Origin of the sequence: Demequina ureilytica, assembly GCF_048553575.1 — a bacterium.
GTDB lineage: Bacteria > Actinomycetota > Actinomycetes > Actinomycetales > Demequinaceae > Demequina.
In genome coordinates, this window is the sequence record NZ_JBLZIE010000001.1 from 968,037 (window position 1) to 988,586 (window position 20,550).

General features: G+C 67.5%; 15 protein-coding genes. 10 read left to right on the plus strand and 5 right to left on the minus strand.

Annotated elements, in window-relative coordinates:
• Positions 1-94: 94 nt before the first annotated feature.
• Positions 95-2,560: a phosphoketolase family protein gene (locus tag ACNI3K_RS04470; protein ID WP_419390644.1), complete on the minus strand. Its 2,466-nt coding sequence runs from the start codon at positions 2,558-2,560 to the stop codon at positions 95-97.
• A 165-nt stretch (positions 2,561-2,725) separates the two neighbouring features.
• Here ACNI3K_RS04470 and ACNI3K_RS04475 point away from each other — a divergent pair, with 165 nt between their 5' ends.
• From ACNI3K_RS04475 to ACNI3K_RS04520, 10 genes are all read left to right on the plus strand, one after another.
• Positions 2,726-3,631 carry an ABC transporter ATP-binding protein gene (locus ACNI3K_RS04475; RefSeq protein ID WP_419390645.1) on the plus strand — a complete coding sequence of 302 codons (906 nt, stop codon included), beginning with the start codon at positions 2,726-2,728 and terminating at the stop codon, positions 3,629-3,631.
• Between the two features lie 2 nt (positions 3,632-3,633).
• On the plus strand, positions 3,634-4,806 hold the full coding sequence (locus tag ACNI3K_RS04480) for an ABC transporter permease (protein WP_419391100.1): 1,173 nt from the start codon (positions 3,634-3,636) through the stop codon (positions 4,804-4,806).
• A 111-nt stretch (positions 4,807-4,917) separates the two neighbouring features.
• Positions 4,918-6,147, plus strand: coding sequence for an ABC transporter permease (locus tag ACNI3K_RS04485; protein ID WP_419390646.1), 1,230 nt, complete (start codon positions 4,918-4,920; stop codon positions 6,145-6,147).
• A complete protein-coding gene (locus tag ACNI3K_RS04490; protein ID WP_419390647.1) occupies positions 6,144-7,148 on the plus strand; it encodes an ABC transporter permease in 1,005 nt (334 codons plus the stop codon). The genes ACNI3K_RS04485 and ACNI3K_RS04490 overlap by 4 nt, the downstream gene beginning before the upstream one ends.
• Entirely contained in the window at positions 7,145-8,245 is a 1,101-nt protein-coding gene (locus tag ACNI3K_RS04495; RefSeq protein WP_419390648.1) for a BMP family ABC transporter substrate-binding protein, read from the plus strand. The genes ACNI3K_RS04490 and ACNI3K_RS04495 overlap by 4 nt, the downstream gene beginning before the upstream one ends.
• Positions 8,246-8,273: 28 nt before the next feature.
• Entirely contained in the window at positions 8,274-9,815 is a 1,542-nt protein-coding gene (locus tag ACNI3K_RS04500; RefSeq protein WP_419390649.1) for an ABC transporter ATP-binding protein, read from the plus strand.
• Complete coding sequence (locus tag ACNI3K_RS04505) at positions 9,812-11,188, plus strand: amidohydrolase family protein (protein WP_419390650.1); 1,377 nt, start codon at positions 9,812-9,814, stop codon at positions 11,186-11,188. The genes ACNI3K_RS04500 and ACNI3K_RS04505 overlap by 4 nt, the downstream gene beginning before the upstream one ends.
• Positions 11,188-11,988 carry a DeoR/GlpR family DNA-binding transcription regulator gene (locus ACNI3K_RS04510; protein ID WP_419390651.1) on the plus strand — a complete coding sequence of 267 codons (801 nt, stop codon included), beginning with the start codon at positions 11,188-11,190 and terminating at the stop codon, positions 11,986-11,988. The genes ACNI3K_RS04505 and ACNI3K_RS04510 overlap by 1 nt, the downstream gene beginning before the upstream one ends.
• Positions 11,985-12,809 carry a BtpA/SgcQ family protein gene (locus ACNI3K_RS04515; protein ID WP_419390652.1) on the plus strand — a complete coding sequence of 275 codons (825 nt, stop codon included), beginning with the start codon at positions 11,985-11,987 and terminating at the stop codon, positions 12,807-12,809. The genes ACNI3K_RS04510 and ACNI3K_RS04515 overlap by 4 nt, the downstream gene beginning before the upstream one ends.
• Before the next feature lie 16 nt (positions 12,810-12,825).
• Positions 12,826-14,295 (plus strand): FGGY family carbohydrate kinase, encoded by a 1,470-nt coding sequence (locus ACNI3K_RS04520; protein WP_419390653.1) that lies wholly within the window; start codon positions 12,826-12,828, stop codon positions 14,293-14,295.
• 7 nt (positions 14,296-14,302) lie between these two features.
• On the opposite strand, the gene ACNI3K_RS04525 is transcribed toward ACNI3K_RS04520, so the two are convergent.
• The 4 genes from ACNI3K_RS04525 to pta form a co-directional block, all read right to left on the minus strand.
• A complete protein-coding gene (locus ACNI3K_RS04525) occupies positions 14,303-16,171 on the minus strand; it encodes an ABC-F family ATP-binding cassette domain-containing protein (RefSeq protein ID WP_419390654.1) in 1,869 nt (622 codons plus the stop codon).
• 151 nt (positions 16,172-16,322) lie between these two features.
• Positions 16,323-17,105, minus strand: coding sequence for a phosphoketolase family protein (locus tag ACNI3K_RS04530; RefSeq protein WP_419390655.1), 783 nt, complete (start codon positions 17,103-17,105; stop codon positions 16,323-16,325).
• Between the two features lie 171 nt (positions 17,106-17,276).
• Complete coding sequence (locus ACNI3K_RS04535; protein ID WP_419390656.1) at positions 17,277-18,413, minus strand: acetate kinase; 1,137 nt, start codon at positions 18,411-18,413, stop codon at positions 17,277-17,279.
• Positions 18,410-20,497: a phosphate acetyltransferase gene (gene pta / locus ACNI3K_RS04540; protein WP_419390657.1), complete on the minus strand. Its 2,088-nt coding sequence runs from the start codon at positions 20,495-20,497 to the stop codon at positions 18,410-18,412. The genes ACNI3K_RS04535 and pta overlap by 4 nt, the downstream gene beginning before the upstream one ends.
• Between the last annotated feature and the right edge of the window lie 53 nt (positions 20,498-20,550).

The window sequence follows — 20,550 nt, forward strand, 5'->3', positions numbered from 1 at the left end:
CTAGGGCGCGTCGCGAGGAGACGGGGCCCGCGCATCGGCCGGGCGCCAGAGGGCACCGGCCGATGCGCGGATCAAGCAGATCGTGCGGGAACCGCTAGTCCATCTCGTTGTCGCCACCGGTCGAGTCGGCGGCGGCCATGGCCTTCTTGCTCTCCTCGTCAGCATCCGGCCAGGTCCAGTTCGCTACCTGGGGCAGGTCCGCGCCGTGCTCGCGTGCGTACCGACGGGCAGCGAGACGGCGATCGAACAGGTCCTGGCGCAACGACGCCGCCCGGGTGCCGAGACCCGGCACGCGGTCGATGACGTCCATCACCAGGTGATAACGGTCGATGTCGTTCATCATCGCCATGTCGAAGGGCGTGGTCGTGGTGCCCTCCTCCTTGTAGCCGCGCACGTGCAGGTTCGCGTGACCCGTGCGGCGGTACGTGAGGCGGTGGATCAGCCACGGGTAGCCGTGGTAGTTGAAGATCACCGGCTTGTCGGTGGTGAACAGCTGATCGAAGGCCCGGTCCGTCATGCCGTGCGGGTGCTCCTCCTCCGGCTGCAGGCGCATCAGATCGACCACGTTGATCATGCGCACCTTCAGCTCGGGGAGCTCACGCCGGATGATGTCGATCGCCGCGAGGATCTCGATGGTGGGCACGTCGCCAGCGGCGGCCATCACCACATCTGGCTCCTCGCCGACAGGCACGTTGGAGGCGAACTCCCAGATGCCGAGTCCACGCGTGCAGTGGTCGATCGCTTGGTCCATGGTCAGCCACTGGGCCTGAGGCTGCTTGCCCGCGATGACCACGTTGACGTAGTCGCGCGAACGCAAGCAGTGGTCGTAGGTGCTGAGCAGCGTGTTCGCATCTGCGGGCAGGTAGACGCGGACTACCTCGGCCTTCTTGTTGATCACGTGATCGATGAACCCCGGATCCTGGTGCGAGAACCCGTTGTGGTCCTGGCGCCACACGTGGCTCGACAGCAGGTAGTTCAGCGAACCGATGGGCCGTCGCCACGGCAGCTCGTTCGCCGTCTTCAACCACTTCGCGTGCTGGTTGAACATCGAGTCGATGATGTGGATGAACGCCTCGTACGAGGTGAACAGGCCGTGCCGGCCGGTGAGCGTGTAGCCCTCGAGCCAGCCCTGGCACTGATGCTCGGAGAGCATCTCGATCACCCGTCCTGAGGACGCGGTGTTGGCACCGTCGTCGTCCTCGCGCCGACCGTTCCACACCTTGTCCGTGACCTCGAGCACCGACTGCAGGCGGTTCGAGGCGAGCTCGTCCGGAGCGAAGATGCGGAAGTTGTCTGGGTTGTTCTCGATCACCGACTTGAGGAACAGGCCGAGCTGCTTGGTGGCCTCGGCCGGGCCTGACCCCGGGGTGGGCACGTCGACCCCGAAGTCGCGGAAGTCGGGCATCTTCAGGTCTCTGAGCAGCAAGCCTCCATTCGCGTGGGGCGACGCGGACATGCGCAGCTCACCCTCCGGCGCGATCTCGCAGGTCTCCGGCAGCGGGGCCCCCGTCTCGCCGAAGAGCTCGTCTGGGCCGTACGACTGAAGCCAGCTCTCGAGGGTGCTCAGGTGCGCATCGGTATCCCGCGCATTGGACAGCGGCACCTGGTGCGAGCGCCACGAGCCCTCGGTCTTCTGGCCATCGATCGAATCGGGGCACGTCCAGCCCTTGGGAGTGCGGAACACGATCATGGGCCACATCGGGCGGTCCATGTCCGGGTTGTCCGCAGCCTCGGCCTTGATGGCAGCGATCTCGTCCATGACGTTGTCGAGGATCGCGGCGAAGCGCGCGTGGATCGACTCGTGCGACTCGTCGTCGAAGCCAGCAGTGAACACGTGTGGCTTGTGGCCGTAGCCACGCATCAGCGCGTCCAGTTCGTCCTCTCCGATGCGGGCGAGCACCGTGGGGTTCGCGATCTTGTAGCCGTTGAGGTGCAGGATCGGCAGTACCACGCCATCGGAGGCGGGGTTGATGAACTTGTTCGAGTGCCAGCTCGTGGCCAGCGGGCCGGTCTCGGCCTCGCCGTCTCCCACGATCGCTGCGACCAGCAGGTCCGGGTTGTCGAACGCCGCCCCGTAGGCGTGGCTCAGCGCGTAGCCGAGCTCTCCTCCCTCGTGGATCGAGCCAGGGGTCTCGGGGGCTACGTGGGAGGGGATCCCGCCCGGGAACGAGAACTGCTTGAAGAGACGCTTGACGCCGGCCTCGTCGTACGAGATGTCGGGGTAGGTCTCCGTGTAGGTGCCGTCGAGGAAGCTTGAGGCAACCAGTCCGGGCCCGCCGTGACCCGGACCGATGATGTACATGGTCGGTTGCTGGCGCGCCTTGATCATGCGGTTCAGGTGCGCGTAGAGGAAGTTCAGCCCCGGGGTGGTGCCCCAGTGGCCCACCAGGCGCGGCTTGACGTGGTCGCGGTGCAGGGGTTGCCGCAGCAGCGGGTTGTCGAGCAGGTAGATCTGCCCCACGCTCAGGTAGTTGGTGGCCCTCCACCAGCGGTCGATCGCGCCGATCTCCTCAGGCGATGCTTCCTCGTTGGTCCGGGCGTGCCAGGCGTGATGAGTCATGATGGGGCCTCCGTGTGGGTGACTGATGTCTCCAGCATTGCATCGGCGAGCGCGCTGCGCGCGGTCAAAGGTCCTACATCGCGCGACGTTCACCTGTCAGCCTGCTCGCATGATCGTTCTCGTTTATGGTGGAACCCGCCCCGCCACACCAGCCGAGGAGCACGAGTGAGCGCACTGGAGATCGATTCCCTCTCCAAGTACTACGGCCCGCTGCGGGCGCTGAACGAGGTCTCCTTCGATGTGCCCGCTGGTGAGATCTTCGGTTTCGTGGGCTCCAATGGGGCGGGCAAGACCACCGCGATGCGCATCATCCTCGGGGTGTTGAGGTCCGATGCCGGTGAGGTGAGGTGGCAGGGCAAGACGGTCGATGCTGCAGTGCGCCGGCGCATCGGCTACATGCCCGAGGAGCGCGGACTCTATCCCCGGATGAAGGTCGGCGACCAGCTCGTCTACCTGGCGCGCCTCCATGGCCTCGGTCGTGAACGCGCCACCGCCGCGATGGAGCACTGGACGCAGGTGCTCGGGGTCGACGAGCGCCGCGGCGACGAGGTTGACAAGCTGTCGTTGGGCAACCAGCAGCGCGTCCAGCTGGCCTCGGCCCTGGTGCATGAGCCAGAGATCCTCGTGCTCGACGAGCCGTTCTCGGGCCTCGACCCGGTGGCCGTGGACGTCATGAGCGACGTGCTGCGGGGTCAGGCCGACCAGGGCGTGCCCGTGATCTTCTCGTCGCATCAGCTCGAGCTCGTGGAGAAGCTCAGCGATCGCGTGGGAATCGTCGCGCGCGGAAGCATGGTGGCCTCCGGCGCTATCGACGACCTGCGGTCCACCGACACGAGCCAATGGACGCTCGGGCTCTCCCCCGGCAGCGGATCGCCGGTCGTGCCGCCAGGAGCGAAGGTCAGCGAGCTTGCACCGGGTCGCTGGCTGGTCGAGGCCGAGTCGGCGGAGGCTGCTCAGGCCGTGCTCGCCTCCGCCGTCCAGGCCGGCACCGTGACGGAGTTCTCGCCAGTACGCCCCACCCTGACCGACCTGTTCCGCGATGTCGTGAGTGCCCCAGAGGAGGCGGCGTGAGCATGTTGTGGCTGATCGCCAAGCGCGAGTTCCGCACCCGAACCCTGTCCAAGGCGAACCTGATCTCGTCCGGCCTGATACTCGTGGTAGTCGTGGCGGCCGCGCTGATCCTCAAGCCCTTCATCGTGGGTGGCGACGACGGGCCCGACGTGGTCGAGGTGGACTCCGCGACCGCGAGCGAGCTGATCCCGCACCTCGAGGCTGCGGCCGCGGCTCAGGACTTCGATGCGGTGTTCGACGCCGTCGAAGCGCCGGCCGAGCCGCAGGTGACGGATGAGGCCGTGGGGCTCATCGTGGGGCCGCCCGAGTCTCCCGAGCTCTTCGTGGAGAGCATGCAGGAGTCGCTGGAGGCGGTGTTGACTGCGGCGACCCAGGCTGCGGCGCTTGACGCGCAGGTGACGGATCTCGGAGGCGACCCCGACGCTGTGAGCCAGGCGCTCGCGCAGGCCACGCCAACGGTGACTACCCTGGGCGACGATGACGGCGGATTCGAGCCGGGCGCGTTCTTCTCGGGGCTCGCGGTGGTCTTCGTGCTGTTCTTCGTGCTCGTTCAGAGTGCATCCGTGATCATGATGGGCGTGGTCGAGGAGAAGTCCTCGCGCGTGGTGGAGATCCTGCTTGCGACCGTCCGGCCTTCCACCCTGTTGGGCGGCAAGATTCTGGGCGTGGGGCTCTACTCGCTGGCCCAGGCGGCGGCGATGGTCATCCCCCTGCTCTTCGCGGCCTGGTACTTGGAGTTCCTCGACCAGCTCGAGCTCGGAGTGGGCCAGCTGCTCGTGAACTTCGGAGTGTGGTTCGTGCTGGGCTTCGCGCTGTTCACGATCCTGTTCGGGGGGCTTGCCGCGCTCGTCTCCCGCCAGGAGGACATCGGATCGATCTCGACGCCGATGATTCTGTTGCTGATGGTGCCGCTCTATCTGGCCATCTACCTGGTGCCCAGCAGTGCCGACGGCACGGTCACGACGGTCCTGACCCAGGTGCCGTTCTTCGCGCCGTTCCTGGTGCCCATGCGCTCCGCGTTCGGTGCGATCGAGACGTGGGAGATCCTGCTGGCGGTGGGCCTGTGCCTCATCACGATCCCGGCGCTGACGTGGCTCGCGGGCCGGGTGTACGCCGGGGCCGTGCTGAACACCGGCGGGCGGATGAAGTTGCGGGAGGCGCTGCGCAGGAGTTGATTGACCTACTGACACGCTGACGCCGGGCTCTCGTGGGCGGCCGTCGAAGATTTACACGCCAGTAACGCGCAGTGCGTGAATCCGCAACACGGGACTGTGAGAATCCTTCACATGTTCCACCTGAGCCGAGAGCATCTCGCGAGAGCAGCCCGCCGCGTCGGCATGCCTATGCTCGCCACGATCGCGGCGCTGCTCGTGGGTGCCATCGGGGTTGCTGCACTCGGAGAGTCTCCCTGGGCCGCCGCACGCACAGTCGTCGACGCGGGTTTCAGTTGCACAACTGAATATTGCAACCTCGGCTCGACCCTCAGCCTCGCCGCCCCCATCATCTTCTGTGCGCTGGGCGCCGTAGTGGTATTGCGAGCAGGGTTGTTCTCCATCGGACAGGAGGGTCAGTACGCGCTCGGTGGGCTCGCCGCAGCAGTGGTGGGCGCGTGGGTGAACGCTCCAGGCGGCATTCACCCGATCCTTGCCCTCATAGCATCGGCTACCGCCGGCGCACTGTGGGGATTGATCCCCGCCGTTCTCCGCATCTTCCTGGGCGTGAACGAGCTCATTGTCACCATCGTGCTCAATACCATGGCTGGCTTGCTGCTGAACTTCCTTGTCAACTATCCTCTGCGCGCCGAGGCCTCCAGCGTCGGTTACACCCCGTCGATCGCAGAGAGTGCCAGGCTTCCCGTTTGGGATACCTCCACCAAGTTCGGTCTCGGTTTCGTGCTCGCGATCATCGCGTGCGGCGCCGTGTGGTTCCATCTCAACCGCACTCCCGCGGGCTACGAGCAGCGCATGAGCGGCGAGGCTCCGCTGTTCGCACACTATGTCGGGATGTCCTCCAAGAAGGCGGTGCTGCGTGCAGGGCTGATCGGCGGTGCATTGGCGGGTCTGGGCGGCGGCGTCCAAGTGCTCGGCGTCAACTACCGGGTCATCGAAGGCTTCAGCGATGGCACCGGGTTCACCGGTCTGACTGCTGCGATCCTGGGCGGCGTCAGCGCGATTGGCGCCGGGATCGTCGGCACCCTCTATGCGGGGATCACCGTGGGAGCAGTCAACGGCCTGCAGATTCAGCTGAGCGTGCCTCGCGAGATCGGCTCGACGGTGTTGGCGCTCATGATCGTGTTTGTCGCCGCGCAGCACCCGCTGCTGACGCGAATCGAACGATGGCGGGACAGACGAAGAGCGAATCAGCTCATCGACGAGGGTAGAGCCGAAGCACTTGTCGCGGGCGTGTCTCCGCGCAGCGAGCCACCGGATGGCTCGTCGTCCGGCGTCGGCACACCCGACCGTGCGCCATCTGACAACGGGAAGCCACGCGCCACCCGAACGGAGGCACAGCCATGAGCTGGTGGGCAGACTTCATGAATTCCGGCCTGCGCCTGACAACGCCCATCCTCTTCGCGGCGATCGCCTCATTGCTCTCGGCGCGCGTAGGGATACTCAACCTCGCCATCGAGGCAAAAGTGCTGGGTGGGGCTTTCGTCGCCATCCTGGTGACGGCGGCTACGGGCAACGTAGTGGTCGGCGTCGTCGCCGCGGCAGCATTCGGGTCGCTCATCGGTTTCGTCATGGCGATGGCGGACCGCCTCGGCGTCGACCTGGTGGTGCTCGCCATTGGCCTCAACATGCTGCTGCTACAAGCGACGGTCTTCTTCATGAGGGCGTTCCTCGACGGGGTGGGCACCTACAACCCAGACATTGAGACGCTCGGGGCGGTGGAGATCCCAGTTCTTTCCAGCCTGCCCTTATTGGGCCGCATGCTCGGCGGCATGAACGTGTTGGTGTACGGCGCCTTCCTGGTGGCGCTAGCGGTCGTGCTGTTCCTACGGACGCGCGCGGGCCGCCACGTTGTCGCCGTGGGAGACGCCCCGGCTGCGGCGGCGAGCGCAGGCATCAACGTCAAGCGCACGCAGTTGCGGACGCTCCTGGCGGCGGGCGCGATTGCGGGACTGGAAGGCGCCTACCTGTCGGTGGGCGACCTGGGACTGTTCACGCGAAATATGAGCTCCGACCGCGGGTGGATCGGTATCACAGCGGCGCTGCTCGCGGTCAATATGGCGGCCTACATCGCGCCGGCGGCAATGGTGTTCGGCTTTGCCGCTGCCGCGTCGATCCGACTCCAAGAGTTCGGCGTCCCCGGCAGCGTCACCCAGTTCATCCCTCAAGGCGCGGCCCTAGTGGCGCTGATCCTCGTGGGCGTACGCACTACCTCACGCCAATCGCTTCTCCACCTCTGGCGTCACTCGAGCCGCATCCGGTGGCGCACCAGACCTCCAACCCAACCAGCGGAGGGAAATTCCGAGCCGGCCCCGCCGGCGCCCACCCGACAAGGAGAACAACCATGAGAACGTCACGCCCACTGATCACCACCCTCGCTGGCGCAGCTGCGCTCGCGTTTGTCGCCGGCTGTGCCAGCAGTTCCGCTACACCAGAGTCCAGCCCCTCTGAAGAAGGCACACCTGCCGACTTCACCTATGCCCTCGTGACGCCCGGTGCGGCAGGCGACGGCTCATTCATTGATACCGCGATCGCCGGCGCCGAACGAGCCGAGTCCGAACTCGGTGTCACCGGTGCGGTGGTCGAGGCCGAGTCAGTGTCGCAGCAGGAGAGCGTGTTGCGTTCGACTGTCGCGACGCGGCCTGACATCATCCTCGCGCCGGGGCTCGACACGGAATCTCTGCTCGCGGTGGCCGAAGAGAACCCGGACCAGCTGTTCGGCGTGCCCAGCGACATTCACGTAGGCGAGCTGCCGGACAACGTCCAGGCCTACTCGATCAACATGCAGGACGCGAGCTATCTAGGTGGGTATGCGGCCGGAAGCCTCACCGAGACTGGCGAAGTAGGTGCCGTACTCGGAATCGACAATCCCGGCCTCAACCAGTTCTACTACGGGTACCGGCAGGGGGTGCTCGATGCATGTCCTGAGTGTGAGGTCACTCCTACGTACCTGAATGGCGAGTTCGGAGACCCCGCTGTCGGCCAAGAAGCCGCGCTGGGGCTGTTCCAGGGCGGTACCGACATCGTGTTCGCCGTCGCGGGGCTATCCGGTCAGGGGGTCTTCACGGCGGCCGAAGAGACCGGAAACTTCGCGATTGGCGTCGACCTCAACCAGGACGACGACGCTCCCGGCACCGTGATCGCCTCTGTCATGAAGCGCGTGGACGTCACCACGTATGCGCTCATCGAGTCCGCTATGAACGACGCGTTCACGCCCGGATTCGTGCAGGCGGGCATTGGCGAAGGATTCTCCGGCTTGAGCTGGCTCGATGGCTCGACGACGTTCGCAGATGAGGGACCAGAGGCGATGGCATCGCAGGTCCCCGACCTGATGCAAGAGATCACGTCGCTGCAGGATGACATCGTCAGCGGCGAGCTCGAGGTGTGCGACGCCTTGAACGACGCGTCCAGCGAAATCTGCGCCGAACTCGGCGTCTCGGGCTAAACGGCCGGCTAGGAACGGGAGACACACCATGTCAGCCACCTCAAGCGATACGCCCCGGCTCGAGCTTCGGGGGATGCGGAAGTACTTCGCCGCCTCCGGCGTGCTCGCCGTCGCGGACGTCTCGCTTGAGGTGGCACCTGGCGAGGTCGTCGCGCTCATCGGGGAGAACGGCACCGGCAAATCCACGCTGATGCACCTGCTCTTTGGCGTGCACGACGCCGATGCAGGCGAGGTGTTGGTCGACGGCGCACCGGTCACGATTCGTAGCCAGCAGGACGCGATCGACGCGGGGCTAGGCATGGTCCAGCAGCATTTCGCGCTTGTCCCAGGCTTCACGGTTGCGCAGAACGTGCTGCTGGGGCGCGAGCCCCGGCACCGGGGTTTCTATGACGATGCGAGCGCTGTCCGACGCGTCCAGCAGCTCATTGACGACTCCGGCATGCGACTCGACGCCAGGTCACCCGTCAGGGACCTTCCCGTCGGAGCACAGCAGCGGGTGGAGATCCTCAAGGCGCTCGCAGCCGACGCCCAATTGCTGATTCTCGATGAGCCGACGGCGGTCCTCACGCCAGCGGAGGCTGAGGAGCTGATCGGCATGGTGCGGACCATCGCCGCGCAGGGCCGGTCTGTTGTATTCATCTCGCACAAGCTTCCCGAGGTTCAGTCGGTCGCCGACCGCATCGTGGTCATGCGCCGCGGACGGATTGTCGGCGAGGTGCGAGCACGTGAGACGTCGAACGCCGAACTGGCCCGAATGATGGTGGGTCGCGAGGTCCTGTTGGAGACCGACCTGGCCGATGAGCCGCCAGGTGATGTCGTGCTCGCCGTCCAGGGCGTCAGTAGGGCACCATCGGTGCAGGGCAGTACCGGGCTCGTGGGGGTCGACCTCGAACTTCGCGCGGGAGAAGTGGTCGGCATCGCTGGTGTCGACGGCAACGGTCAGGACGAACTTGTCGACACGATCGCCGGCCTGACGCGCCCCGAGGCGGGCCGCATCGTGGTGTGTGGCCAGGACATATCCAAGCAGACGCCCGCCGCGGTGCGAGGAGCCGGGCTAGCGCATATCGCCTCCGACCGCATGCACGTGGGTCTCAATCTCGATGCCACTCTCGAAGAGAATGCCGTCGCCACCCACTTCAGGGACGGCGAGTACAGTCGCCGCGGTGCAATTCGGCGCGCCAACCGCCGACAGTTGGCACGCCGCATCATCGACAACTACGAAGTGCGCGGGGGCGCGCCCGCCAATCCCGTGCGCTCCCTGTCGGGCGGCAACTTGCAGAAGGTTGTCATCGGGCGGGAACTAGACGCCTCTCCTCGGGTAGTAATTGCTAACCAGCCCACGCGTGGGCTTGATGTCGGCTCGATCCAGTTTGTGCACTCGGCACTGTCCGCAGCGCGACACGAGGGCTGCGGCATCCTTCTCGTCTCTGCCGAACTCGATGAGGTGCTCGCGCTGAGCGACCGGATCGCCGTGATGTACGACGGCAGGCTCGTGGGCCCCTTCGACCGGAGCGAGGCCACCCGAGATCGAATCGGCCGCATCATGGCGGGCGGAGAGGAAGCGGCATGAGTGCCATCACCCGAGACACGAGCACACGAACGGTCGTCGCGGACCACGTATGGGTCAACGACGGCGAGGGGACTGTCCTATCCCGCGGTGCCGTCGAGATACGCGATGGGGTAATCGTCGACGTCAGCGCCATCGCGGGCGCCCGGCCCCGTGGCCCCCACGTGGTCGACCTCGGCGACGCGCTGGTGATGCCTGGGCTGGTGAATGCTCACGCGCACACGCCGATGTCCCTGATGCGCGGCGTCGCCGAGGGGACCTCGTTGCTTACCATGGAGGGCTTTCTCCAGGTGCTGAGGACACGTGAGGCGTTCCTGACGCCCGAGCTGGTCCCCGCATCGGTCGCGGTCTCGTGCGCCGACTTCATTCGCCACGGCATCACGTCCTTCGCGGACCAGTACTTCTTCGCCGACGAGATCGCCCCGGTCGTGGTCGACTCGGGCCTGCGTGCCCGGCTTGCATGGGGCATCGTCGAGCTCGGCGACGACGCCGCCCGCGAGCGAGAGCTCGCCGCCGCTGAGGCGTTCGCCGAGTCGATCGTGGACGCTTCGGGCGTGGTGCAGGGGTGGCTGGGGCCGCACGCCTTCTTCGTGGACAACCAACCGGAGGCCATGCTGGCGGAGCTGGCCACCGCGAAGCGCCTTGGCGCGGGCCTTCACGCCCACTTCTCCACGACCAGCGAGGAGGACCGGTGGTGCGCGGAGAACGGCGGCGGCAGCGCGGTCGAGCGGCTGGTCGAGATGGGAATGCTCGACGTCCCCACGATCCTGGCGCACTGCACCTCCTTGCGCGTGGAGGACCTCTCCCTGCTGGCCGGCACGGGCGCGGCGCTGGCGCTGGTGCCTTCGGTGGCGATGCAGTCGGGCGTCGGTGCGCCCCCAGTCCGGGAGGCGCTCGATCACGGTGTCACCGTCGCGCTCGGCACCGACAACGTGTGCAACAACACCAATGCGGACCTGTTCGAGGAGATGCGCACGCTGGGCAAGTTGGCCGCCTTCGCCTCCCAAGTTCCCAACCAGGTCACCCCACGGGAGATCCTCGAGATCGCGACATTGGGTGGGCAGCGCGCCATCGCCGGAGGCAAGTCCGACGGCAGCCTCATGCCCGGGGCGGTCGCGGACCTGATCGCCGTTCCCACACAAGAGATCGCCCGTGGCCCCGTCGGCGCGCAGTCGCTTGAGGCCGCTCTCGTCTATGGCACGAGCGGTGCCTCCGTCACCCACACCATGGTGGCGGGCCGGTGGCTGATGGCCGAGCGCGGGGTGCTGACGCTCGATGTTCCCGGCGCGTTGTCCCGTCAGCAGGCGGACTACGACATCCTGACCTCACGGATCGCCGATGCCGTCGGCGTCAACCAAGGGGCAAGGGGGCAGTGATGGATGTCGACGCCAGGCGCACGCGCATCGGGCAGATCGTGGCCGAGCAGGGCGAGGCGGCGTTCGCCACGCTCGCCACTGACTTTGGCGTCTCCGAGATGACGATTCGCCGCGACGTCGAGGCGTTGGAGAAGGCGGGCCTCGTGCGGCGCATCTTCGGGGGCGTCATCGCTGCGAGCGGCACCGGCTTCGAGCCGCCCTACCCTGAGCGGGCGGGGCACGCCGTGGGATCCAAGGGGCGCATCGGGCACGCGATCGCCGATGCCCTGCGTCCTGGCGAGACCGTGTTCCTCGACTCCGGATCGACCGTCGCGTCCGTGGCGTATGCGCTGCGGGGGCGCCGGTTGGAGCTAACCGTGCTGACACCCTCGATCGTGGTGGCGACCGCGCTCGCGGACGAGCCCGATACCCGCGTCATCCTCCTCGGGGGTGAGGTACGGGCGGGCGAGCTGAGCATCATCGGCCACGACGCGGAGCAGATGATCGCCCGCTACAACTGCGACACCTACGTGGCGGGCGTGGCAGGCGTGGACGCTGTCCGCGGGCTCACGGAGTATCACCCGCAGGAGGCGAGCGTGAAGCGCGCCGCGGTCTCCCGTTCGTCCCGCGTGATCGTGGGCGCAGACTCGACCAAGCTCGGTCAGGTGCTCCTGGTGTGCGTCGCCGATCTGGCCGACGTCGCCCTCATCGTGACCGACGCATCGTCCCACCCGACCCTCGACGCCGCGCGTGAGGCCGGCGTGACCGTCGTCACCGTCGATTCCGACGGCGACCATCACTTGAATGGAGCTCCGTCATGACCGCATCACGCTTTTCCTCGATCTTCCCGGACGTGGGCAAGCCCCTGATCGCGATGGCGCATGTGCCCGCGCTGCCGGGGACTCCTCTGTACGACGCCGATGGCGGCGTGCAACGGATGGTCGAGCACGTGCACCGCGACGTCGATGTGCTCGTCGACGCGGGCTTCGACGCGGTGATGTTCTGTAACGAAAACGACCGGCCGTACGAGCTGCACGCCGGCCCCGAATCGGCCGCAGTGATGGCGCGCATCGTCACCGAGTGCCGCCCCGCAACGATCCCGTTCGGCGTCGACTTCCTATGGGACCCCCGAATCGCCCTCGCGGCGGCCGTGGCTACCGGCGCGGCGTTCTTACGCGAGGTCGTCACCGGGGTGTGGGAGTCCGACATGGGGCTGTGGCAGACCGACGCCGCGGCCGTGCTGCGGGAGCGCCGGCGCCTGGATGCGAGCGACATCGCGGTGCTCATGAACGTGACCCCCGAGTTCGCCTCACCGATCGGAAGCCGCACGGCGCCGGAGGTAGCGCGCTCGACCGTTGTCTCGTCCCTCGCGGACGCGATCCTCGTCTCCGGCCCCATGGCGGGCGAGGGGCCCGACGCCTCGACGCTGCGCGCCGTCGTCGACGCGGTCGACGGCGCCGCGCCGGTGCTGCTGAACACCGGCGCACGTGCCGAGACGATCGCCCAGATGCTCACCATCGCCGATGGCTGCATCGTGGGGTCGTCGCTCAAGGTGGACGGCTACACCTGGAACGCGGTCGACCGCGACCGCGCCTTCCGATTCGTCGACGCCGCGCGGGCGCGAGTGCGAACCCCCTCATGAAGCGGGCACGGCGCTCATGAGCGGATACCGCACCATCGGCCTGGACATCGGCACCACCGGCATGAAGGCAGTGGTCTTCGACCCGGACCGGGGCATCATCGCCCAGGCCCACGCGCCGAACCAGCTGTGGAGCGATCAGCCCGGGTGGGCAGAGGCGGATCCCCACCAGTGGCGTGAGCACGCGCTCACGCTGGTCGCCCAGCTGTCGGCCGAGGTGGGGCCCGCCTCGATTCGAGCCATCGCGACCACCGGCATGGTGCCTGCCGTGGTCGCAGTCGACGCCACCGGCGCCCCGCTGCGGCGGGCCATACTTCAGAACGATGCGCGCGCCAGGCTCGAGGTGAGCGCATTCCAGGACGAGCTCGATCCGGTCGCGACACTGCTGCGGACCGGGTCGCCCGTCACGCAGCAGTCGGTCGCCCCGACTCTGCGATGGCTGAGCTGGCATCAGCCCGAGGTGTGGGACGCGACTCGCCACGTGGTCGGTTCCTACGACTGGGTGCTGATGTCGCTGGGTGCGCAGCCACACGTCGAGTTGAACTGGGCGATCGAATCGGGACTGTTCACCCTCGAGGGCGACATGTACGAGCCAGCGGTGCAGGCTGCTGATGCGCAGCGCGTCCTCGCCCCGGTGAGGACTGCCGGCGACGTCGTGGGCACGCTGTCCGATGACGCCGCGCAGAGCACCGGGCTGTCGACGGACATCGCGCTCGTGGTCGGCGGCGCGGACCACGTGCTGTCTGCTGTGGGTGCCGGGTTGGCCACTCCCGGCGACTGGCTCGTCAAGCTCGGGGGCGCCGGGGACATCCTCGCAGTGACTCGCGACGCCGTGACGGACGAGCGCTTCTATCTGGACACACACGCCGCACCCGGGCTGTGGCTGCCGAATGGCTGCATGGCTGCGAGCGGCTCGCTGGTGCGCTGGGTACAGGGCATGGTGCAGGTTGACGATCTTGCCGCCATGGACGCGCTGGCCGCCTCGCGGCGACCGGCCGAGGTGCTGGTGCTGCCGTACTTCCTCGGCGAGAAGTCCCCGCTCAACGATCCCGACCTGCGCGGCGTCATCGCGGGCCTGCACCTCGGTCACGAGCGCGCCGACATCTTCAGGGGTGCCCTCGAGGGGATCGCGTTCGGATTCCGCCACAACGCGGACGTCTTCGCCGAGCGCGGCATCGCGTTGGAGCGTGCCTCGGTTACGAACGGCGGCGCGACATCGCTGCTGTGGAAGCAGATCCTGGCGTCCGTGCTGGGAGAACCATTGCGCACGTTGCGCGGCCACCCAGGGGCGGCATACGGCGCCGCCTTCGCGGCGGCGCTGTCGCACGCATCGGTCGATGGCTGGCACCGCATCGGCGACTACGTCACCAGCGGCGACACCATCGAACCCGCGACCGCTCTGGTCGAGCGCTACGACGAGGCATACGGATGGTGGCGTGAGCTGGGCGCGGCCAGCGCGCCAGCGATGCGCGCGATGGCGCGAAGCTAGGGCAGCGCTATTCGGCCAGCTGGTCGCCCAGCTCGAGCCACCGCTCCTCGAGCGCGGCCGTCTCGACCGCGTTGCTGCGCAGCCTCTCGGTGAGCTTCGCGAGCCCCTCGAAGTCAGCCTGGTCGTGATCGGCCATCTTCGCGTGCACATCCTTGGTGTCGCGCATCAGCTTGCCCAGGCGGCGTTCGGCGGCGGCGAGCTCTTTCTCGAGCACTCGCCTCTCCGCTCCATCGAGAGCGGGGGAGGAGGCCGATGCGGGGGCCGGGCTTCCGCCCGATCCCGTCGCCGAGGTCTGGCCTCCGAAAGACCCCACGCCGCCCGTCTTGGCGCGGCGCTCGCGCGACAGCTCGACGTACTCGTCGACGCCGCCGGGCAGGTGGCGCAGCCCACCATCGATCACCGCGTACTGCTGGTCGGTGACGCGCTCCATGAGGTAACGGTCGTGGCTCACCACGATGAGGGTGCCCGGCCACGAATCCAGCAGGTCCTCCATCGCCGCGAGGATGTCGGTGTCGAGGTCGTTGGTGGGCTCGTCGAGCACCAGCACGTTGGGCTCCGTGAGCAGCACGAGCAGCAGCTGCAACCGTCGGCGCTGGCCCCCGGATAGCCGTCCCACCTGCGTCTTCAGCTGCACAGGCGTGAAACCCAGTCGCTCGAGCAGCTGCGTGGGCGTCATCTCGTTGCCATCGGCGAGAGAGACGGAAGAGAACCGCTTGACTACCGCAGAGACCCGCTCGCCCGAGTGCTCCTCGAGTTCCGCGAGCTGCTGCGAGAGAGTGGCGACCTTGACGGTCGAGCCGGTCTTGACCCGGCCCGAGGTGGGTTCAAGGTCGCCCGTGATGAGCTTCAACAGCGTCGACTTGCCCGCTCCGTTCTCGCCCAGGATGCCGGTGCGCTCGCCGGGGCCGATGTTCCAGTCGATCTCCGTGAGGACCTCGACCTCGCCGCCGCCCGTGCCGTCCGCATCGGCGCTGCCGTCGTTCGCTGGGTAGCGCACGGTGCAGCGGATAAGCTCGACGACGTCCTTGCCCAACCGGGAGGCGGCCATGCGGTTCAGCTTGATGGAGTCGCGGATGGGCGGGACGTCCGCGATCAGCTCGTTCGCGGCGTCGATGCGGAACTTGGGCTTGGTGGTGCGGGCTGGGGCACCACGCTGCAGCCACGCGAGCTCCTTGCGCAGCAGATTCTGGCGCTTGGACTCGGTCGCGGAGGCGATGCGGTCGCGCTCGACGCGCTGAAGAATGTATGCGGCGTAGCCGCCCTCGTAGACCTCGACCTCACCGTCGTGGACCTCCCATGTGCGAGTGGTCACTGCGTCGAGGAACCACCGGTCGTGGGTGACCACCGCCAGTGCACCGCGGCCGCGCGCCCACCGGCGACTCAGGTGCTCAGCGAGCCACGCGACGCCGTCGACGTCCAGGTGGTTCGTGGGCTCGTCAAGGAAGACGACGTCGTGATCGTCGACGAGCACGTGCGCCAAGGCGACCCGGCGCTGCTGGCCGCCAGAAAGGTCGCCCACCACCGCATCGGCCGCAAGGTCGGGCACGAGCCCTGCCATGACGTCGCGAATGCGCGGATCGGAGGCCCACTCGTGCTCGTCGGCGTCGCCGACGATCGCCTGCGCGACCGTGATCTGTGGGTCGACGTGGTCGGACTGGTCGAGAACGCCGATGCGGGTGCCCCGCGAGGTGGTGACGATGCCTTCGTGCGGCTCGAGACGGCCAGCGAGGATCTTCATGAGGGAGGACTTGCCAGCGCCGTTGGAGCCGACGATGCCGATTCGATCGCCGTCGTCAAGGCCCACGGTCACGGAATCGAGCACCGTACCCGTTCCGAAGTCGACGTGAAGCGCTTGAGCGCCGAGGAGATGAGCCACCCGTCAAGGGTAGTCGCGCTGGCGCCGTCCGCTCTCCGCTCGCACCTCGCGCAGCTCCATGAGGCTGGACAAGCTGACCCCGCGGGACGCCGAGCTCAGCGGTGCTCCAGCCCCGGGATTGCCGACCGCGGCCCGTCAGCGGATGGCGGCGTTACGCCGCAGCGAAGCCTCGGCCTCGTCCGGTTGATGCGGTGGCGAGCGGATCCCATGCGCGCGGGGCTCGCACGACCACCACGGGCCACAGCGGGTCCTGGGTGAGGATGAGAGCTGCGGCATCCGCCTTGAGCTGCGCGATCTCGTCGAACACGTCCTCCAGCACCACGGCGAGCGCACGGTGCGTGCCCACGGGGTCCTTGTCGATCCTTGTCACGTCGACTGTGTAGCTCGCAAAGCCGTTCGCGCGCAGCAGGTCCTCGCGCTCGTAGGCGTCGTCCTCGGACTCATCCTCGGAGGCGTAGAGGAACGGGATCACCACGCCGTGACTCTCGGGCTGCAGGCTTGAGGTCGAGTGCTCGTCGTAGGAGTCGACCGACGTGAACTGCTCTTCCGTGAAGACGGTGACGGCGGTCAAGTTGGGGTCGCCCTTCGCCGTGATCAGCGCCTGTGCGAGCGGAGACTCGACGCCAGTGTGCCGCGCCGCGACGACCTCGGGCGAGTACCGGTCGTGCGGGATCAGGTCAGACATGGGCGAGAAGCCGTGACCCTCGCCTCCTCGCTCGCACTCGCCGTGACCGACGAAGACGGTGCGCAGCCGACGCCTGTGCGTGGCGCGGTCCGCGTGGGCCAGGACGAGCGCGTGCAGAGGAGAGTTGCCCCAGACGCAAGGGCCGGGCTCGTGCGCGAGGCTCTCGCGCCAGCGGCGGTCGAGGCCGGCGAGGAAGTCATCGGAGGGTATGCGGCTCGCGTGTGCGGTCCACGTACTGACGTCGATCAAGGGTCCTCCGTCTCGATGCCCCGGGTGCAGGCAGACATCGATTTCTCAGCGCTCCATCCGGGAGCCGGCATCTGTCTTCTCAGATTAGGGGAGCGACAAGACGGCACACGTGCATGGACGTGTGAGATGGCCCACACTCCTCTCCGGAGGCGGGACCTTGGGGGGCTGGTGTCAGGTCACCGCAGCGACGGACTGCAGCGCGATCTCGCGCTCTTCGTTGGTGGGCACGACCCACACCTGGACACGAGAGCCATCACGACTGATCAGAGTCGGCTGCTTTTTGCGTCCGGCGTTGCGCTCGGGGTCGATCTCGATGCCGAGCTCCGCGAGGCCCGCGAGGGACTCGCGCCGCACACCCTCATCGTTCTCGCCCACGCCCGCGGTGAAGACGACGGCGTCGAGGTGTCCCAGCTGGGCGTAGTACTGGCCTACGTACCCGCGGATCCGACGGCAGTAGACGTCGAGCCCCAGCCGCGCATCATGTGAGCCCTCGTCGGCGACGCGCCAGACATCCCGCATGTCCGAGTAGCCGGTGAGGCCCAGCATGCCGGAACGGCGGTTCAACAGCGCGTCGACCTCGTCGATCGACATTCCGGCGGTGCGTGCCAGGTGGAGCGTCACGGCGGGATCGATGTCTCCTGAGCGCGTGCCCATGACCAGGCCCTCGAGCGGAGTGAGGCCCATCGACGTGTCGATCGACCGGCCGCCCTGGACGGCCGCCGCGGAGGCTCCGTTGCCGAGGTGCAGCACGATCAGCGAGAGGTCGTGGACGCCGCGGTCCATGAGCCGAGCCGTCTCGCGCGTGACGTAGCTGTGCGACGTCCCGTGGAAGCCGTAGCGACGCACGCCATGCTCCTTGGCGACCCTGCGGTCGATGGCATACGTGTATGCGGCTTCGGGGAGGGTGGAGTGGAAGGCGGTGTCGAAGATCGCCACGTGAGGAAGCTGGGGAAAGACCTTCCGTGCCGCGGTGATGCCTGCCAGGTTCGGAGGGTTGTGCAGCGGTGCGAGCGTCGACAGCTTCGCGATCTCGCGCTCGACGTCGTCGTCGATGATGGTGGGTGCCGAGAACTCCGCTCCCCCCTGGACCACGCGGTGCCCCACGACGGTGAGGGCGTCCATGTCCACCGCCGAATCCGATGCCGAGAGCGACTCGATGATCTGGGTAATTGCCTCGGAGTGGTCTGTGACGCGCTCGACGAGCCCGCTGGCGAGCGGCTCCTCGACGGTGGTGTCGACCACTTGATACTTCACCGAGCTCGAGCCGCAGTTGAGGACCAGCGCGGTCCCCTCGTAGTTCACGCTCACGCGTCTGTCTCCTCGCTGTCCATTTCTTGGGCCTGGATCGCCGTGATCGCGACGGTGTTGACGATGTCCTGGACGAGAGCGCCGCGGGACAGGTCGTTGACCGGCTTGCGCAGGCCCTGAAGGACAGGCCCGATCGCGACCGCGCCGGCGGATCGCTGGACGGCCTTGTAGGTGTTGTTGCCGGTGTTGAGATCGGGGAACACCAGCACGGTGGCGCGCCCCGCGACCGGAGAGTCGGGCGCCTTCTTGGCGGCGACGGACGGTTCGACCGCCGCGTCGTACTGCATGGGGCCGTCGACCAGCAGGTCCGGCCGGCGCTCGCGCACGATGCGGGTAGCCTCCCTGACCTTGTCGACGTCGGAGCCGGTGCCCGAGGAACCCGTGGAGTACGACAGCATTGCCACCCGAGGCTCAATGTGGAACTGGCGGGCGGTCTCGGCCGAGGAGATCGCGATATCGGCCAGCTGCTCCGCAGTGGGGTCCGGGTTGACGGCGCAGTCGCCGTACACGAGCACCCGATCGGCCAGGCACATGAGGAACACGGACGAGACGATGGAGACGTGGGGTGCTGTCTTGATCACTTGGAACGAAGGGGTGATCGTGTGGGCGGTGGTGTGGGCCGCGCCGGAGACCATGCCGTCCGCGAGACCCTCGCTCACCATCATCGTGCCGAAGAAACTCACGTCCTGCACGATCTCTCGCGCCTGCTCGACGGTGACTCCCTTGTGAGAGCGCAGATCCGCGTAGATGTCCGCGAAGCGACTGACCAGCTCCTCGTCGTCCGTCGAGACGATGCGGGCATCGTCGATCTCCAGGCCGAGCTCCGACGCTCGCGCGCGGATCGAGGCCTCCGTGCCGAGGATCGTGAGGTCGACGACCCCGCGGGTCAGCAGGGTCGACGCTGCGCGCAGGATCCGGTCGTCCGAGCCTTCGGGAAGCACGATGTGCCGGCGGGCAGCTCGCGCGCGGTCCAGGAGGTCGTACTCGAACATCAACGGGGTGATGACGTCAGTGCGGGCGACGTCGAGGACGTCGATCAGCGCGGACGAGTCGACGTAGCGCTCGAACATGGACAGTGCCGTGTCGACCTTGAGAGTCGACTCCCTCGCGAGGCGCCCACGGGTCGACCAGGCGCGCCGCGCCGTTTCGTAGGTGCCGAGGTCGGTCTCGATGATGGGCAGCGACGACCCGAGGCCCTCGACAAGTCTGCGGATGGCCGTCGAGGACTCGAACCCCCCGTTGAGGATGATGCCCGCGAGGGCGGGGAAGCCATCCGCGGAGTGTGCGGCGAGCAGCGCGAGCAGGGCGTCGGATCGATCACCGGGGGTGATGACGACGGCTCCCTCGCGCAGCCGCTCGAGCAGATGCTCGGGCATCATTGCGCCGACGATCACGTCGCGCACCTCGCGTGACAGCATCGACTCGTCGCCGACCACGAGAGTGCCGTCGACCGCCTCGACAAGCGCCGAGAGCAACGGGGCGACCAGCACGGGCTCCTCGGGAAGCGCGCTCACGCCCACATCTGCGGGCAGCACCGCGCGCACCTCGTCGAGCTGCTCCAGGTTACAGCGGTTCGCGAAGACGGCTGCGACCTTCGCGTGATGCTCTTCTAGCTCGGCGCGTGACTGTTCGACCACCTGGGCGATCTCGTGGGGAGTGCGGTCGAGCCCGTGCACCACGAGAGCGACTGGAGAGCCGAGGTTTGCGGCGATACGGGCGTTGAACTCGAACTCCGCCGCACCGGAGATGTCGGTGTAGTCGGTGCCGACGATCACCACTGCGTCGCACTTCTTCGCCACCTCGTGGAAACGCGAGACGATGGACGCGAGTGCCTTCTCGGGGTCGGCGTGCACGTCGTCGTACGTCACACCCACGCTGTCCTCGTAGGTGAGATCGACGCCGTCGTGACCCAGCAGGAGGTCGAGCACGTAGTCGGAACCGTCCGCGACGCGTGCGACCGGGCGGAACACGCCCACTCGTCCTACCGTGCGCGCGAGCAGGGCCGTGATCCCGAGGGCGATCGTGGACTTGCCCGTGTGGCCCTCGGCGGATGCGATGTAGATGCTTGTGGACACGGCTTCCATCCTTCCACGCATGTCGAATGCGCGCGTGCGACTGAGGTCCCGCACATATGCTT

What these genes read in the sequence shown, in the direction of transcription:
- ACNI3K_RS04490 (WP_419390647.1), top strand. Translation starts at nt 6,144, where the DNA reads ATGAGCTGGTGGGCAGACTTCATGAATTCCGGCCTGCGCCTGACAACG.
- ACNI3K_RS04505 (WP_419390650.1), top strand. Translation starts at nt 9,812, where the DNA reads ATGAGTGCCATCACCCGAGACACGAGCACACGAACGGTCGTCGCGGAC.
- ACNI3K_RS04515 (WP_419390652.1), top strand. Translation starts at nt 11,985, where the DNA reads ATGACCGCATCACGCTTTTCCTCGATCTTCCCGGACGTGGGCAAGCCC.
- ACNI3K_RS04510 (WP_419390651.1), top strand. Translation starts at nt 11,188, where the DNA reads ATGGATGTCGACGCCAGGCGCACGCGCATCGGGCAGATCGTGGCCGAG.
- pta (WP_419390657.1), bottom strand. Translation starts at nt 20,497, where the DNA reads ATGGAAGCCGTGTCCACAAGCATCTACATCGCATCCGCCGAGGGCCAC.
- ACNI3K_RS04520 (WP_419390653.1), top strand. Translation starts at nt 12,826, where the DNA reads ATGAGCGGATACCGCACCATCGGCCTGGACATCGGCACCACCGGCATG.
- ACNI3K_RS04500 (WP_419390649.1), top strand. Translation starts at nt 8,274, where the DNA reads ATGTCAGCCACCTCAAGCGATACGCCCCGGCTCGAGCTTCGGGGGATG.
- ACNI3K_RS04485 (WP_419390646.1), top strand. Translation starts at nt 4,918, where the DNA reads ATGTTCCACCTGAGCCGAGAGCATCTCGCGAGAGCAGCCCGCCGCGTC.
- ACNI3K_RS04495 (WP_419390648.1), top strand. Translation starts at nt 7,145, where the DNA reads ATGAGAACGTCACGCCCACTGATCACCACCCTCGCTGGCGCAGCTGCG.
- ACNI3K_RS04480 (WP_419391100.1), top strand. Translation starts at nt 3,634, where the DNA reads ATGTTGTGGCTGATCGCCAAGCGCGAGTTCCGCACCCGAACCCTGTCC.
- ACNI3K_RS04470 (WP_419390644.1), bottom strand. Translation starts at nt 2,560, where the DNA reads ATGACTCATCACGCCTGGCACGCCCGGACCAACGAGGAAGCATCGCCT.